General features: G+C 69.6%; 15 protein-coding genes. All 15 read left to right on the plus strand.

Features of this window, described 5'->3' with window-relative positions:
* Positions 1-289 precede the first annotated feature (289 nt).
* The 15 genes from thrB (at position 290) to ACIQM0_RS06400 (ending at position 15355) form a co-directional block, all read left to right on the plus strand.
* Positions 290-1207, plus strand: coding sequence for a homoserine kinase (gene thrB, locus ACIQM0_RS06330; protein WP_363028741.1), 918 nt, complete (start codon positions 290-292; stop codon positions 1205-1207).
* A 389-nt stretch (positions 1208-1596) separates the two neighbouring features.
* A complete protein-coding gene (gene rho, locus ACIQM0_RS06335) occupies positions 1597-3678 on the plus strand; it encodes a transcription termination factor Rho (RefSeq protein WP_401283989.1) in 2082 nt (693 codons plus the stop codon).
* Between the two features lie 373 nt (positions 3679-4051).
* Positions 4052-5152, plus strand: a complete 1101-nt coding sequence (locus tag ACIQM0_RS06340) for an LCP family protein (protein WP_401283991.1) — start codon at positions 4052-4054, stop codon at positions 5150-5152.
* A gap of 143 nt (positions 5153-5295) precedes the next feature.
* A complete protein-coding gene (gene rpmE, locus ACIQM0_RS06345; RefSeq protein WP_123461667.1) occupies positions 5296-5520 on the plus strand; it encodes a 50S ribosomal protein L31 in 225 nt (74 codons plus the stop codon).
* A gap of 149 nt (positions 5521-5669) precedes the next feature.
* The gene (gene prfA, locus ACIQM0_RS06350) at positions 5670-6746 is read left to right on the plus strand and encodes a peptide chain release factor 1 (RefSeq protein ID WP_363028747.1); all 1077 of its coding nucleotides are present in this window, start codon (positions 5670-5672) and stop codon (positions 6744-6746) included.
* A gap of 44 nt (positions 6747-6790) precedes the next feature.
* Positions 6791-7636: a peptide chain release factor N(5)-glutamine methyltransferase gene (gene prmC, locus ACIQM0_RS06355; protein ID WP_073736887.1), complete on the plus strand. Its 846-nt coding sequence runs from the start codon at positions 6791-6793 to the stop codon at positions 7634-7636.
* A 64-nt stretch (positions 7637-7700) separates the two neighbouring features.
* Positions 7701-8348 (plus strand): L-threonylcarbamoyladenylate synthase, encoded by a 648-nt coding sequence (locus tag ACIQM0_RS06360; RefSeq protein WP_123461670.1) that lies wholly within the window; start codon positions 7701-7703, stop codon positions 8346-8348.
* Positions 8345-8986, plus strand: coding sequence for a protein-tyrosine-phosphatase (locus tag ACIQM0_RS06365; protein WP_073736886.1), 642 nt, complete (start codon positions 8345-8347; stop codon positions 8984-8986). Before ACIQM0_RS06360 ends, ACIQM0_RS06365 begins: the two co-directional genes overlap by 4 nt.
* 113 nt (positions 8987-9099) lie before the next feature.
* Positions 9100-10353, plus strand: a complete 1254-nt coding sequence (gene glyA, locus ACIQM0_RS06370) for a serine hydroxymethyltransferase (RefSeq protein ID WP_401283994.1) — start codon at positions 9100-9102, stop codon at positions 10351-10353.
* Positions 10354-10499: 146 nt separating this feature from the next.
* Positions 10500-11885: an MraY family glycosyltransferase gene (locus tag ACIQM0_RS06375; RefSeq protein ID WP_401283996.1), complete on the plus strand. Its 1386-nt coding sequence runs from the start codon at positions 10500-10502 to the stop codon at positions 11883-11885.
* A 259-nt stretch (positions 11886-12144) separates the two neighbouring features.
* Positions 12145-12588, plus strand: a complete 444-nt coding sequence (locus ACIQM0_RS06380) for a hypothetical protein (RefSeq protein WP_363028755.1) — start codon at positions 12145-12147, stop codon at positions 12586-12588.
* Between the two features lie 225 nt (positions 12589-12813).
* A complete protein-coding gene (gene atpB / locus ACIQM0_RS06385) occupies positions 12814-13641 on the plus strand; it encodes a F0F1 ATP synthase subunit A (RefSeq protein WP_363028757.1) in 828 nt (275 codons plus the stop codon).
* A 67-nt stretch (positions 13642-13708) separates the two neighbouring features.
* Entirely contained in the window at positions 13709-13960 is a 252-nt protein-coding gene (locus ACIQM0_RS06390; RefSeq protein ID WP_037689279.1) for an ATP synthase subunit C, read from the plus strand.
* A 37-nt stretch (positions 13961-13997) separates the two neighbouring features.
* Entirely contained in the window at positions 13998-14543 is a 546-nt protein-coding gene (locus ACIQM0_RS06395) for a F0F1 ATP synthase subunit B (RefSeq protein WP_123523513.1), read from the plus strand.
* Positions 14540-15355: a F0F1 ATP synthase subunit delta gene (locus ACIQM0_RS06400; protein ID WP_401283999.1), complete on the plus strand. Its 816-nt coding sequence runs from the start codon at positions 14540-14542 to the stop codon at positions 15353-15355. Before ACIQM0_RS06395 ends, ACIQM0_RS06400 begins: the two co-directional genes overlap by 4 nt.
* Positions 15356-15416: the final 61 nt, after the last annotated feature.

The following is a 15416-nucleotide window of genomic DNA, read 5'->3' on the forward strand; positions in this document are numbered from 1 at the left end:
GTGCGCCTCCTGTGCGCCCTATGTCGCCACAGAACCTTCCTTCGATAAGCTGTACCCAACCCACCCCGCCGCATATGACCGGGGTGCGCAGGCCGTTGCGGCCGCCGGTCCCATCCCGGACTCACGCAATACCCGCCGCCGCAATCGCCCCGAAGAATCCACGAAAGCCCCCGCAGACCCCGAAAAGCCCGGAAGAAGCCCAGAAGAACCCGAAGAGCCGCACGGAGACCCCAATATCCCGCGGCACTTCGAATTTCCCCGCCGCCTCACAAGGAGAGTCGTCAGAGCGATGGCCGGTCCCGCCTTCCGAGCCGCCGCCGTACGGGTGCGCGTCCCCGCAACCAGCGCCAACCTCGGTCCGGGCTTCGACGCCCTCGGCCTGTCGCTGGGGCTGTACGACGACGTCGTCGTCCGCGTCGCCGACGCCGGACTGCACATCGACATTGCCGGTGAGGGCGCGGACACGCTGCCCCGCGACGAGAACCACCTGCTCGTACGGTCCCTGCGCACCGCCTTCGACCTGCTCGGCGGACAGCCCCGCGGCCTGGAGATCGTCTGCGCCAACCGCATCCCGCACGGACGCGGCCTCGGCTCCTCCTCCGCCGCCATCTGCGCCGGCATCGTCGCCGCCCGCGCCGTGACGACCGGCGGTGACGCCCGGCTCGACGACGCGGCCCTGCTGGAACTCGCCACCGAGATCGAGGGTCACCCGGACAACGTCGCGGCGTGTCTCCTCGGCGGGTTCACGCTCGCCTGGATGGACGGCGGATCGGCCCGCGCCATCAGGATGGACCCCGCGGATTCCATCGTTCCGGTGGTTTTCGTGCCCGGCAACCCGGTGCTCACCGAGACCGCCCGCGGACTGCTGCCGCGTTCGGTCCCGCATGTCGACGCCGCCTTCAACGCGGGCCGTGCCGCCCTCCTCGTCGAGGCCCTGACCAGGCGTCCCGAGCTGCTGCTCACCGCCACCGAGGACCGGCTGCACCAGGAATACCGCTCCCCGGCGATGCCGCAGAGCGTGGAACTCGTGAACCGACTGCGCGCGGACGGCGTCCCCGCGGTCATCTCCGGTGCCGGGCCGACCGTGCTGGCACTGGCCGAGGACGGTGCGGCCGACAAGGTCGCACGGCTGGCGGGCGAGGGCTGGGCGGCCAACCGGCTGACTCTCGACGCCCAGGGTGCGAGTGTGCTGCCGCTCGCCCCGTAGCGAGAAGTGATTGCCGGTGCGTGAGAGGGGGAATGTTGTTGGAGCCGGTAGTGTTAACCTCAAGTCTGCAATCGACGTCTATGAGGCGCGTTGCTTCGTGTCCCTTTCCGGGACCACCATTTCTTCCGGGAGCCTCCCCAACTGCCTGAGCAGCCTGCCTGAGCAGTTTCGAGCACGCTCCGGAACCGGCACGACACCCTCTCGCTCGTCCAGGAGTGGGCCGAGCAGGGGGATGCTCGCGCCGGGCCCATGCACACGTTCATCTCTCCGCCGTACCTACCCGGCGGACCACCGCCCCGGCACGGTCCGCACCACCGAAGACCGCTGTCGGACAGCACAACCGGTCGCCGAGCCAGAAGGCCGACGTCCGCTCCAGGGAAGGACCCTTCGTGAGCGACACCACCGATCTGATGGGCGTGACTGCCGACAAGAGCGTCGACAGCGCCGCGCCCGCCGAAGGTGCTGCCACTGGCACCACCGCACGGCGCCGCCGCTCCGGCACCGGCCTTGACGGCATGGTCCTGGCCGAGCTGCAGCAGGTCGCGTCCGGCCTCGGCATCAAGGGCACTGCGCGGATGCGCAAGAGCCAGCTGATCGAGGTCATCAAGGAGGCCCAGGCCGGCGGCTCCTCCGCGCCCAAGGCCAAGGCCACCGCCGCGGCCCCCGCCGACGAGGCCGAGACCAAGCCGAAGCGCCGGGCCACCTCCAAGGCGCGCACCGGCGCCGGGGACGAGACCCCGGCCGCCGCCGCTCCCGCCGACAAGGCCGCGGCCCAGCAGCAGATCGACATCCCCGGACAGCCGGCCAGCGACGAGCCGCCCGCGGGCGAGCGCCGTCGTCGCCGCGCGACCGCTCAGGCGGGCAGCCCGGAGACCAAGGCGGAGCCCAAGGCCCAGGCCAAGGACCGCACGCAGGACGAGCCGAAGCGCGAGGCGCCCGCTGAGGACCGCTCCGAGGCCAAGGCCGAGGCCGCCGCGGACAACGCGGAGGGCCGCCGGGGCGAGCGCCAGGAGCGTGGCCAGCGCGGCGAGCGTGGTGACCGCGGCGACCGCGGTGACCGTCGTGAGCGCCAGCGCGACCGCCGCGGCAAGGGCGGCGACGAGCAGGGCGGTGGCCAGGGCGGCCAGCGCCAGCAGCGCCAGGGCCAGAGCCAGGGGCAGGGACAGAACCAGGGCCAGAACCAGGGCCAGGGTCAGGGTCAGCAGGGCGGCGGCGGACCGCAGGACGACTTCGACGACGAGGGTGGCCGCCGTGGCCGTCGTGGCCGCTACCGCGACCGCCGTGGCCGCCGTGGCCGCGACGACTTCGCGAGCGACGCACCGCCGGTCACCGACGACGACGTCCTGATCCCCGTCGCGGGCATCCTGGACATCCTCGACAACTACGCGTTCATCCGGACCTCCGGCTACCTGCCGGGCCCGAACGACGTGTACGTGTCGCTCGCCCAGGTCCGCAAGAGCGGCCTGCGCAAGGGTGACCACGTCACCGGTGCGGTGCGCCAGCCCAAGGACGGCGAGCGCCGCGAGAAGTTCAACGCGCTGGTCCGCCTCGACACGGTCAACGGCATGGAGTCCGGCCGCGGCCGGCCCGAGTTCCAGAAGCTGACCCCGCTGTACCCGCAGGACCGGCTCCGTCTGGAGACCGACTCCAACATCCTGACCACCCGGATCATCGACATGGTCGCCCCCATCGGCAAGGGCCAGCGAGGCCTGATCGTGGCCCCGCCGAAGACCGGTAAGACCATGATCCTTCAGGCGATCGCCAACGCGATCACGGTCAACAGCCCCGAGTGCCACCTGATGGTCGTCCTGGTCGACGAGCGTCCGGAAGAGGTCACCGACATGCAGCGGTCGGTGAAGGGCGAGGTCATCTCCTCGACCTTCGACCGTCCCGCCGAGGACCACACCACGGTCGCCGAGCTGGCCATCGAGCGTGCCAAGCGTCTCGTCGAGCTGGGTCACGACGTGGTCGTCCTGCTGGACTCGATCACCCGCCTGGGCCGCGCGTACAACCTCGCGGCCCCCGCCTCCGGCCGCATCCTGTCCGGTGGTGTCGACTCGACCGCGCTGTACCCGCCGAAGCGCTTCTTCGGTGCCGCGCGGAACATCGAGGACGGCGGCTCGCTGACCATCCTGGCCACCGCGCTCGTCGAGACCGGCTCGCGCATGGACGAGGTGATCTTCGAGGAGTTCAAGGGCACCGGCAACATGGAGCTCAAGCTCGACCGCAAGCTCTCCGACAAGCGCATCTTCCCGGCGGTGGACGTCGACGCGTCCAGCACCCGTAAGGAAGAAATCCTGCTCGGCAGCGACGAGTTGGCGATTGTCTGGAAGCTGCGCCGGGTGCTCCACGCACTGGACCAGCAGCAGGCGATCGAGCTCCTCCTGGACCGGATGAAGAAGACCCAGTCCAACGCGGAGTTCCTGCTCCAGATCCAGAAGACGACGCCGGCCCCGGGCAACAACGACTAGTCGTAACCCCCTGGCAGCCGTCCACAGGGCCGCCCCCGCCACTTCGGTGCCGCGGGGGCGGCCCTGTGTCGTACGCCGGTACGGGAGGCCGCCCCCGGGCCGTTGCCGGTCCGAGACCTTCGCCACACGGTCACCTGGCGTCGCACCCGCCCCACGTTGCCTGTACCGGGCAAGAAACCGCAGGTGAGTGCCGGATCACCGGCTGTTCCCGCACTCCCCGGGGCCGCTCCTCGCTCACCCGGGGCCCACGGCGTCCTGTGCAACCCTTCTTGTCGCCGTGACGTCGTACCTGAAGAGCGACAAAGCGGCGCACGGACACCCGCACACCAAGCAGGGGGTAGCCGGGAGAGCAGCCGAGGGAACGAGGAGACGGATGACCGGGCAGAGCGGGAGCGACAGCCGAATACGGGCCACCGGCAAGCGCCGGAGGAAGCCGTCCCGCCGCCGCAGAGCGACCGTGATAGCCGCGTGGAGTCTGGCCGGCCTGGTCGTCGTGGGCGGAGGGGGACTCGGTTACGCCTACTTCCAGCTCGACGGCAATCTCAAGGCCGTCGACATCAACAACGCCCTCGGCAAGAACCGCCCCCACAACGTCGACAACGGCTCCGAGGACATCCTCGTCCTGGGCTCCGACTCCCGCTCCGGTGCGAACCAGCAGTACGGCGCCGACGAGGGCGGCGCCCGTTCGGACACCGCGATGATCGTCCACGTCAACAAGGGCCACAAGACGGCGAGCGTCGTCTCCATCCCCCGCGACACCCTCGTGACCCGGCCCGAGTGCGAGAGCGACGAGAGCGGCGCGGACGTCGCGGGCCAACAGCGCGCGATGTTCAACACCGCGTACGAGGTCGGCGGACCGGCCTGCGCGGTCAAGACCGTCGAGTCGATGTCCGGGATCCGGATGGACCACTACCTCGAAGTCGACTTCACCGGCTTCAAGAAGCTGATCGACAAGCTCGGCGGGGTCAAGATCACCACCAAGCAGGCGATCAACGACTCCAAGAGCCATCTGAACCTGGAGCCGGGCACCCACACCCTCGACGGTGAGCAGTCGCTCGGCCTGGTCCGCACCCGCAAGAGCGTCGGCGACGGCAGCGACCTGGGCCGCATCCAGCTCCAGCAGGCCTTCATCAAGGCGCTCATGGTGCAGGCGAAGAGCGTCGGCGTCCTCGACGGAACCAAGCTGTACGGCCTCGCGGACACCGCGACCAAGGCCATCACGACCGACTCCGACCTCGGCTCGGTCAAGAAGCTCGCGGGCTTCGCCAACGGACTCAAGGGCCTCGGCGCCGACGACGTCCACATGGTGACCCTGCCGGTCGAGTACGACCCGGCCGACCCGAACCGCGTCATACCGCAGGAGAAGGCCGGACAGCAGGTGTGGACGGCGCTCCGGCACGACAAGCCGATCCCCGCCTCGGCCACCGAGAAGTCGGCGGGCGACAAGGGTGACGCGGGCGACATCGTGCAGTGACCGGGAGCGCCCGGGAATAGTTCCGGGCCGACCCCGGTTTTGGGAGATACGGCCGGTCCTGGCAGACTGGTACGTCGGCCCCGGTTCACGGACACGCAATCCGCGCGTACGACCCGGCGCCCTCCCGAAACTAGGAGACACCCTTGAAGCGCGAGATCCACCCCCAGTACGTCGAGACCCAGGTCAGCTGCACCTGTGGCGCGTCGTTCACCACCCGGTCCACCCTGGACAGCGGCGCCATCCGTGCGGACGTCTGCTCCGAGTGCCACCCGTTCTACACGGGCAAGCAGAAGATCCTCGACACCGGTGGCCGTGTGGCCCGCTTCGAGGCCCGCTTCGGCAAGGCCGCCGGCTCCGCCAGCAAGTAGCGAGCCACTGCGCCGGTTCTCGGCGCCCTCTTCCCGGGGGCGCCGAGACCGGCGTTTTTTCCGGCCGGGACACGGCATCCCCGCATCCCGCCCGGCAGGCGCCCCCGCCGGCCGGCCGTACGTCGAGCGAAGAAACCAGGAGCCCGAAGATGTTCGAGGCGGTCGAGGAACTGATCGGCGAACAGTCCGATCTCGAGAAGAAGCTCGCGGACCCGTCGGTCCACGCCGACCAGGCCAACGCGCGCAAGCTCAACAAGCGCTACGCCGAGCTGACCCCGATCGTCGCCACGTACCGCTCCTGGAAGCAGACCGGCGAGGACATCGAGACGGCCCGCGAGTTCGCCGCCGACGACCCCGACTTCGCCGCAGAGGTCAAGGACCTGGAGAAGGAGCGCGAGGAGCTCACCGAGAAGCTCCGCCTCCTGCTCGTACCCCGTGACCCCAGTGACGACAAGGACGTGCTCCTGGAGATCAAGGCGGGCGCGGGCGGCGACGAGTCCGCCCTGTTCGCCGGGGACCTGCTGCGCATGTACCTGCGCTACGCCGAGCGGGTCGGCTGGAAGACCGAGATCATCGACTCCACCGAGTCCGAGCTCGGCGGCTACAAGGACGTCCAGGTCGCCGTGAAGACCAAGGGCGGCAACGGGGCCACCGAACCCGGCCAGGGCGTCTGGGCCCGGATGAAGTACGAGGGCGGCGTGCACCGTGTGCAGCGCGTGCCCTCCACCGAGTCCCAGGGCCGCATCCACACCTCCGCCGCCGGTGTGCTGGTCACGCCCGAGGCGGAGGAGGTCGACGTCGAGATCCACGCCAACGACCTGCGGATCGACGTCTACCGCTCGTCCGGCCCCGGCGGCCAGTCCGTCAACACCACGGACTCCGCCGTCCGCATCACGCACCTGCCCACCGGCGTCGTGGCGTCCTGCCAGAACGAGAAGAGCCAGCTCCAGAACAAGGAGCAGGCCATGCGCATCCTGCGCTCGCGGCTCCTCGCCGCCGCCCAGGAGGCCGCCGAGCAGGAAGCCTCCGACGTACGGCGCAGCCAGGTGCGCACGGTCGACCGCTCCGAGAAGATCCGTACCTACAACTTCCCGGAAAACCGCATCTCGGACCACCGCGTCGGCTTCAAGGCGTACAACTTGGACCAGGTGCTCGACGGTGACCTGGGCGCCGTGATCCAGGCCTGTGTCGACGCCGACTCCGCCGCCAAGCTCGCCGCCGCGTAAGCTCCACCACCCGCACCGCTCGTGAACCTGTACGGAGAACCGCGATGAACCTGCTGCTCGCCGAGGTGGCCCAGGCCACCCAGCGGCTGGCCGACGCCGGTGTGCCTTCGCCGAGATTCGACGCGGAGGAACTCGCCGCGTTCGTGCACGGCGTCAAGCGGGGCGAGCTGCACAACGTGCCGGACACCGACTTCGACGCCCGCTACTGGGAGACCATCGCCCGGCGCGAGGCCCGCGAACCGCTCCAGCACATCACCGGACGCGCCTTCTTCCGCTATCTGGAGCTCCAGGTGGGGCCCGGTGTCTTCGTGCCCCGCCCGGAGACCGAGTCGGTCGTCGGCTGGGCGATAGACGCCGTGCGCGCGATGGACGTGGTCGAGCCGCTGATCGTCGACCTGTGCACGGGCTCTGGTGCCATCGCCCTCGCCATGGCCCAGGAGGTGCCGCGCTCGCGCGTGCACGCCGTGGAGCTGTCCGAGGACGCCCTCAAATGGACCAGGAAGAACGCAGAGGACTCCAGGGTCACCGTGCACCGCGGAGACGCACTGACGGCCCTTCCCGAGCTCGACGGACAGGTCGACCTGGTCATCTCCAACCCGCCGTACATCCCGCTCACCGAATGGGAGTACGTGGCCCCCGAGGCCCGCGACCACGACCCCCAGATGGCTCTCTTCTCCGGTGAGGACGGCCTCGACACCATCCGCGGCATCGAGCGCACCGCGCACCGCCTGCTGCGCCCCGGCGGCCTCGTCGTCATCGAGCACGCCGACACCCAGGGCGGCCAGGTGCCGTGGATCTTCACCGAGGAGCGGGGCTGGGCCGACGCGGCCGACCACCCCGACCTGAACAACCGTCCCCGGTTCGCCACGGCCCGCAAGGCGATGCCGTGACCGGCGGCCACCACCCGCACGACCCGTACCAGCCCTACCCGAACATGCTTGAGGAGGCCGGCTGATGGCACGGCGATACGACTGCAACGACGCGACGGACCGTACGACGGGTCTGCGCGAGGCCGCGTCCGCCGTCCGCCGCGGCGAACTGGTCGTGCTGCCCACCGACACGGTGTACGGGATCGGTGCGGACGCCTTCAGTTCCGAGGGCGTCGCCGACCTGCTGGACGCCAAGGGCCGCGGCCGCAACATGCCGACGCCCGTCCTGATCGGTTCGCCGAACACCCTGCACGGCCTGGTCACCGACTTCTCCGAGCAGGCGTGGGAGCTGGTCGACGCCTTCTGGCCCGGCGCCCTCACGCTCGTCGCCAAGCACCAGCCGTCCCTGCAGTGGGACCTCGGTGACACCCGCGGCACCGTCGCCATCCGGATGCCGCTGCACCCGGTCGCCATCGAGCTGCTCACCGAGGTCGGCCCGATGGCCGTCTCCAGTGCCAACCTCACCGGACACCCCTCGCCCGAGGACTGCGACGCCGCCCAGGAGATGCTGGGCGACTCCGTCTCCGTCTACCTCGACGGCGGTCCGACGCCGGGCATCGTCCCGTCCTCGATCGTCGACGTCACCGGCAAGGTGCCGGTCCTGCTGCGCGCCGGCGCGCTCTCCGCGGAGGAGCTGCGCAAGGTGGTACCCGACCTCGAGGTGGCCAATTGACCGCCCCTGAGGGGCGTGGCATAGCGGGGCAGACCGACACTTTCCGCATCCTCCACGTCAGCACCGGCAATGTCTGCCGCTCACCGATCACCGAGCGGCTGACCCGCCATGCCCTCGTGGACCGCCTCGGCGACCCGCTCCAGGGCGGCCTGATCGTGGAGAGTGCCGGCACCTGGGGGCACGAGGGCGCCCCGATGGAGGCCAACGCCGAGGTGGTCCTCGCCGACTTCGGCGCCGACGCCACCGGGTTCGTCGGCCGTGAGCTGCTGGACGAGCACGTGATCCGCGCCGACCTGGTGCTCACCGCCACCCGCGACCACCGGGCCCAGGTGATCTCGATGGGTCACTCGGCCGGTCTGCGGACCTTCACGCTCAAGGAGTTCACCCGGCTGGTCCGGGCGATAGACCACGCGACGCTGCCGGACGCGAAGGACGAGGGCGTCGTCGAGCGCGCCCGCGCGCTGGTGCGCGCCGCCGCCGCGCTGCGCGGCTGGCTGCTGGCCCCGACCGCGGAGGCCGACGAGGTGTACGACCCGTACGGCGCCCCGATCACGTTCTTCCGGTCCATCGGCGACGAGATCAACCAGGCCCTGGAACCGGTCGTCACCGCGCTGACGGGCGTATCGACTCCGCGCTGACCGGCGCGGGGGCCGGACGGGTGCACCGCGGGGTGTGACAGCGGGCAGCGGGCCCGTCGCGGGCCTACATTGGAGCTGACGTCAGCGCACTCCTCCCAGGCCCGGAGCCCCCGATGCCGGTCACCGCCCCCGCCGCACCCACGGTCGCCCTGCCGCAGGACTTCGACGCGCTGCTCCGGGAGGACCCGGAGATCGCCGACGTGCTGCTGGCGGAGCTGCGCCGGCAGTCCGGCACACTGCAGCTGACCGCCGCCGAGAACTTCACCTCGCCCGCGGTCCTGGCCGCGCTTGGCTCGCCGCTCGCCAACAAGTACGCCGAGGGTTACCCCGGCAAGCGGCACCACGGCGGCTGCGAACAGGCGGACGCCGCCGAACGCATCGCCGTCCGCCGGGCCACCGCGCTCTTCGGCGCCGAGCACGCCAACGTCCAGCCGCACTCCGGCTCCTCTGCCGTCCTCGCGGCGTACGCGGCCCTGCTGCGGCCCGGCGACACGGTCCTCGCGATGGGACTCCCGTACGGCGGACACCTCACCCACGGCTCACCCGCCAACTTCTCCGGGCGCTGGTTCGAGTTCATCGGCTACGGAGTGGACTCCGAGAGCGGACTGATCGACTACGACCAGGTCCGCACCCTGGCCCGCACCCACCGCCCCAAGGCGATCGTCAGCGGCTCCATCTCCTATCCGCGCCACCCGGACCACGAGAGGTTCCGTGAGATCGCCGACGAGGTGGGCGCGTACCTCATCGCCGACGCCGCGCACCCGATGGGGCTGATCGCCGGGGGAGCGGCGCCGAACCCCGTTCCGTACGCGGACGTCGTCTGCGCCACCACGCACAAGGTGCTGCGCGGGCCGCGCGGCGGCATGATCCTGTGCGGCGCGGAGCTGGCGGAGCGGATCGACCGGGCGGTCTTCCCGTTCACCCAGGGCGGCGCCCAGATGCACACGGTGGCCGCGAAGGCCGTCGCGTTCCACGAGGCGGCGACCCCGGCCTTCGCCGCGTACGCCCACCGTGTGGTGTCCCACGCCCGGGTGCTCGCCGCCGGTCTGGAGGCCGAGGGCTTCGAGGTCACCACCGGCGGCACGGACACCCACCTGATCGTCGCGGACCCGGCCCCGCTCGGCGTGGACGGCCACACCGCCCGCGCCCGGCTGGCGGCGGCGGGCCTGGTGCTGGACACCTGCGCGCTTCCCTACGGTGACGCCCGGGGCATCAGGCTGGGCACCGCGGCCGTCACCACCCAGGGCATGGGGGACGCCGCCATGGCACGGCTCGCGGCGCTGTTCGGTACGGCGGTGCGCGAGGAGGGCGACGTCCTTACGGAGGTACGGGAACTGGCGGCGAAATTTCCGCCGTACCCGGCGTGACATAGGCCCTTTGTCCCGAATGAGGGTGGCCGGTGCAACCATTACGGGTACCTCGGTGTCCTCAACCGTGAGGCCGGCGTAGTCGGCCCGACCGGGCGCGTGTGCCGGTCGGGCTAAGGTGTGGGCTGAGATGGCCGGCGACATTTGTGGGGCAGCCCGTGCGTGATTACTTGCTGACGCTCTGTGTCACGGCGGCGGTGACGTATCTGCTCACCGGCCCGGTGCGGAAGTTCGCCATCGCGGTCGGGGCGATGCCCGCGATCCGTGCGCGTGACGTCCACCGGGAACCGACCCCGAGGCTCGGCGGCATCGCCATGTTCGGCGGGCTGTGCGCCGGTCTGATCGTCGCCGATCACCTGGCCAACCTCGACGGCGTCTTCGACCTCTCCAGCGAGCCGCGGGCGCTGCTCTCCGGAGCCGCGCTGATCTGGCTGATCGGCGTGCTGGACGACAAGTTCGAGATCGACGCCCTGATCAAGCTGGGCGGGCAGATGATCGCCGCGGCGGTCATGGTCCTCCAGGGCCTGACGATCCTGTGGCTGCCGATCCCCGGCGTCGGCACCGTCGCCCTCACCCAGTGGCAGGGCACGCTGCTCACGGTCGCCCTGGTCGTCATCACGATCAACGCGGTGAACTTCGTCGACGGCCTGGACGGCCTGGCGGCCGGCATGGTCCTCATCGCGTCCGCCGCGTTCTTCCTCTACACCTACCGGCTCTGGTACGGACACACGATCGAGGCGGCCGCCCCCGCGACGCTCTTCACGGTGATCCTTATGGGCATGTGCCTCGGCTTCCTGCCGCACAACATGCATCCGGCCCGGATCTTCATGGGCGACTCCGGCTCGATGCTGATCGGCCTCGTCCTGGCCGCCGGCGCGATCTCCGTGACCGGCCAGGTCGACCCGGACACCATGAAGATCTTCGAGGGCAGCGAGCGCCAGGCGACCCACGCGATGCTGCCGGTCTTCATCCCGCTGCTGCTGCCGCTCACCATCATCGCGATCCCGGCGGCCGACCTGGTGCTGGCGATCGTGCGGCGAACCTGGAACGGCCAGTCGCCGTTCGCGGCGGACCGCGGCCACCTGCACCACCGGTTGCTGGAGATCGGCCACTCGCACAGCCGGTCGGTGCTGATCATGTACTTCTGGTCGGCCCTGATCGCCTTCGGCGCGGTCGGCTACTCCGTGCACTCGGCGTCGATGTGGATCGTCCTGGTGATCGTGGGCCTGAGCGCGCTCGGCCTGATCCTGCTCCTGATGCCCCGCTTCACCCCGCGCGCCCCGCTGTGGGCGCAGCGCATCGTGCCGCCCCGCTACCGGCGGCGGCGCCGGGTCGAGGAGCCCGCGGCCGCGTCCGAGGAGGGGCCGGAAGACCAACGGGAGCCGCTGGACGCGCAGATGGGGCAGGAGGGGGCTGAGGCGCCTCCACGGGCCCCGGTCGCCGCAGGGGTCTCGGGCGTCAACGGGGCGACCGCCATTGGCCCCCGTTCGCGATTTTCGGACCGGCGTGAGACTGATTCCACACGTCGATGATTCGGGCATCAATGGGCAATACCAGACAAGCCGTTGGGTTGTCTTGCTCACGCGCGCTTGTTCCCACTCAAGTGTGACAGCGAGCACACTTTCTTGGTAAAGACCTCATCAAATAGTTTGTGATACCGTTCACGAACCCGGTGACAGAGCCGAAGGACCTGAGTAGCACGGTCTCTTGGCCCCGAGGCTTCGACTCGGACCGGGCCTACGCTCGTCCATGACGACACACTGCCAACCCCCAGCAAGCGGAGCTGCCGCCATGCCGTCCAACGACGTCCGGACTCTCCTCCAGACCGCCGTACCCACCGCTGTCGCCGGCGCTGTTGCCGCCGCGATCAGCGCTGGCGTCGCCGGTGGCAAGGGAGCCCTGGGCGCGATCGTTGCGACGATCGTGGTCATCCTCTTCATGGGGATCGGGCTCGTGGTCCTGCAACGGACCGCCAAGTCCCTGCCCCACCTGTTCCAGGCGATGGGGCTGATGCTGTACACGGCTCAGTTGCTTCTGCTGTTCATCTTTGTCGCCGTATTCAAGAACACCACGATGTTCAACCCGAAGGCCTTCGCGATCACGCTGGTCGCGACGACTCTCGTGTGGATCGGCGCACAGGCGCGTGCGCACATGAAGGCCAAGATCCTTTACGTCGAGCCCGAGTCGGAGTCCGACAAGGGTGAGAAGCCCAAGAACACTGGGTCCAGGTCGTGAAGGGTAGGGGCGGGATAAGGGCGAGTTCAGGACCCTGCTATCGTCCGGTTCCAACTGCGGCACCGCGGGCGCGGGCATGTGAGCTGACGCCTGCTCGATCGCGAGGCTCAATGCCTGACTGCCGCTCACACATCCGAAACACCAGTCCAGTGCCGAACCGCGGCTGCGCGCCGCGCCGACACAACGAGGTTGCCGTACCTATGCGCCACGCTGAAGGAGCCCGCGGTGAGTGCTGACCCGACACAGGTGCTCGCCTTCGAGACCGATTGCCACATCTTCCAGAACAACGGTTGTGGTTTCCCGGCTCCCGGTCTGCACTCGTTCCTGTTCGAGCCCCTCTGGGGCGACGGGGACAGCAACTTGTACTTCAACAAGACGATGCTGCTGGCGCTGGTCGGCTCGGTCATCATCGTCGGCTTCTTCTGGGCCGCTTTCGCCAGGCCGAAGCTCATTCCGGGCAAGCTGCAGATGGTGGCCGAGGCCGGCTACGACTTCGTACGCCGCGGCGTCGTCTACGAGACGATCGGCAAGCGCGAGGGCGACAAGTACGTCCCGCTCGTCGTCTCGCTGTTCTTCTTCGTCTGGATGATGAACCTCTGGTCCATCATTCCGGTCGCCCAGTTCCCGGTGACGGCGATCATCGCGTACCCGGCCGCGCTCGCCGCGGTCGTGTACGTCCTATGGGTCAGCCTGACCTTCAAGAAGCACGGTTTTGTCGGAGCCCTCAAGAACTTCACGGGCTACGACAAGAGCCTTGGCGCGGTCCTTCCGCTCTCGATGACCATCGAGCTCTTCTCGAACCTGCTGGTCAGGCCGTTCACGCACGCCGTCCGGCTCTTCGCCAACATGTTCGCGGGCCATACTCTGCTGCTGCTCTTCACGATCGCCAGCTGGTACCTGCTCAACGGCATCGGCATTGCCTACGCGGGTGTCTCGTTCGTCATGGTCATCGTGATGACCGCGTTCGAGCTCTTTATCCAGGCTGTTCAGGCCTATGTGTTCGTCCTGCTGACCTGCAGCTACATCCAGGGCGCTCTCGCCAAGGGCCACTGAGCACCCACCTCCTGAAGCACCCGGTGGCCAACCCCCACTGGACCAAGAAAGAGAAGGAAGAACCGGCATGTCTGCTCTCCAGACCCTCGCCGCCACCAGCGTCGAAATCAAGGGCAACCTCGGCTCCATCGGTTACGGCCTCGCCGCGATCGGCCCCGGCGTCGGCGTCGGCATCATCTTCGGTAACGGCACCCAGGCGCTCGCCCGTCAGCCCGAGGCTGCCGGTCTCATCCGCGCCAACCAGATCCTCGGCTTCGCCTTCTGTGAGGCGCTCGCCCTGATCGGTCTGGTCATGCCGTTCGTCTACCCGACCTCCTGACCGGTCGCGAACAGCCCATTCGACGGAAGGCACTGACGTGAACCCTCTGGTTCAGCTCGCGGCGGAGGAAGCGGAAAACCCGCTCATCCCGCCGATTCCTGAGCTCGTCATTGGCTTCATCGCCTTTGTCATCGTCTTCGGCTTCCTCGCCAAGAAGCTCCTCCCGAACATCAACAAGGTTCTGGAAGAGCGTCGCGAGGCCATCGAAGGCGGTATCGAAAAGGCCGATGCGGCCCAGACCGAGGCCCAGAGCGTGCTTGAGCAGTACAAGGCTCAGCTCGCCGAGGCCCGCCACGAAGCCGCTCGTATGCGCCAGGAGGCGCAGGAGCAGGGCGCCGTGATCCTGCAGGAAATGCGGGCGGAAGGCCAGCGGCAGCGCGAGGAGATCGTCGCTGCGGGCCACGCCCAGATCGAGGCCGACCGCAAGGCCGCGGCGTCCGCGCTGCGCCAGGACGTGGGCAAGCTCGCCACCGACCTGGCCGGCAAGCTCGTCGGCGAGTCCCTTGAGGACCACGCCCGGCAGAGCGGCACCGTCGACCGCTTCCTCGACGAGCTCGAGGCGAAGGCCGAGGCCGTCCGATGAACGGCGCGAGCCGCGAGGCACTGGCTGCCGCACGCGAGCGTCTCGACGCACTGACCGACAGCACGTCGGTCGATGTGGCGAAGCTCGCCGAGGACCTGGCCGGAGTCACGGCGCTGCTGCACCGCGAGGTGTCGCTGCGCCGGGTCCTGACCGACCCGGCCCAGGCCGGCGAGGCCAGGGCCGAGCTGGCCGGGCGTCTGCTGCGCGGCCAGGTGGGCGGCGAAGCCGTCGATCTGGTCTCCGGCATGGTCCGCTCGCGCTGGTCGCGTTCGCGTGACCTGGTCGACGCGGTCGAGGAACTGGCGAACACCGCGGACCTCACCGCCGCCCAGCGCAGCGGTGACCTCGACGACGTCGAGGACGAGGTGTTCCGGTTCGGCCGGATCGTCGCCTCGGACCCGGAGCTGCGCGCCGCGCTCACCAGCCGGACCGCGACCCCCGCCGCCAAGGGCGAGCTGCTGCGCAGCCTGCTCGGCGGAAAGGCGCGGCCCGTCACCGAGCGCCTCATCGTGCGGCTTGTCACCCAGCCCCGGGGACGTAGCCTGGAAGAGGGACTCGACTCCCTGTCCAAGCTCGCCGCGGAGCGTCGTGACCGCATGGTCGCGATCGTCACCTCGGCAGTGCCGCTGAGCGATCGGCAGAAGCAGCGCCTCGGCGCCGCCCTGGCGAAGATCTACGGCCGCCAGATGCACCTGAATCTCGACGTGGACCCCGAGGTCCTCGGCGGAGTCACGGTGCGGGTCGGTGACGAGGTCGTCAACGGCACCATCGCGGAGCGTCTCGACGAGGCGACCCGGCGGATGGCCGGCTGACCAGGCCCGGCGCAACAACAGAGACAGAGCAAGACCAGCGGCCCGGTTGGGCCGTGCAGAA

Origin of the sequence: Streptomyces sp. NPDC091387, assembly GCF_044756945.1 — a bacterium.
Taxonomy (GTDB): Bacteria; Actinomycetota; Actinomycetes; order Streptomycetales; family Streptomycetaceae; genus Streptomyces.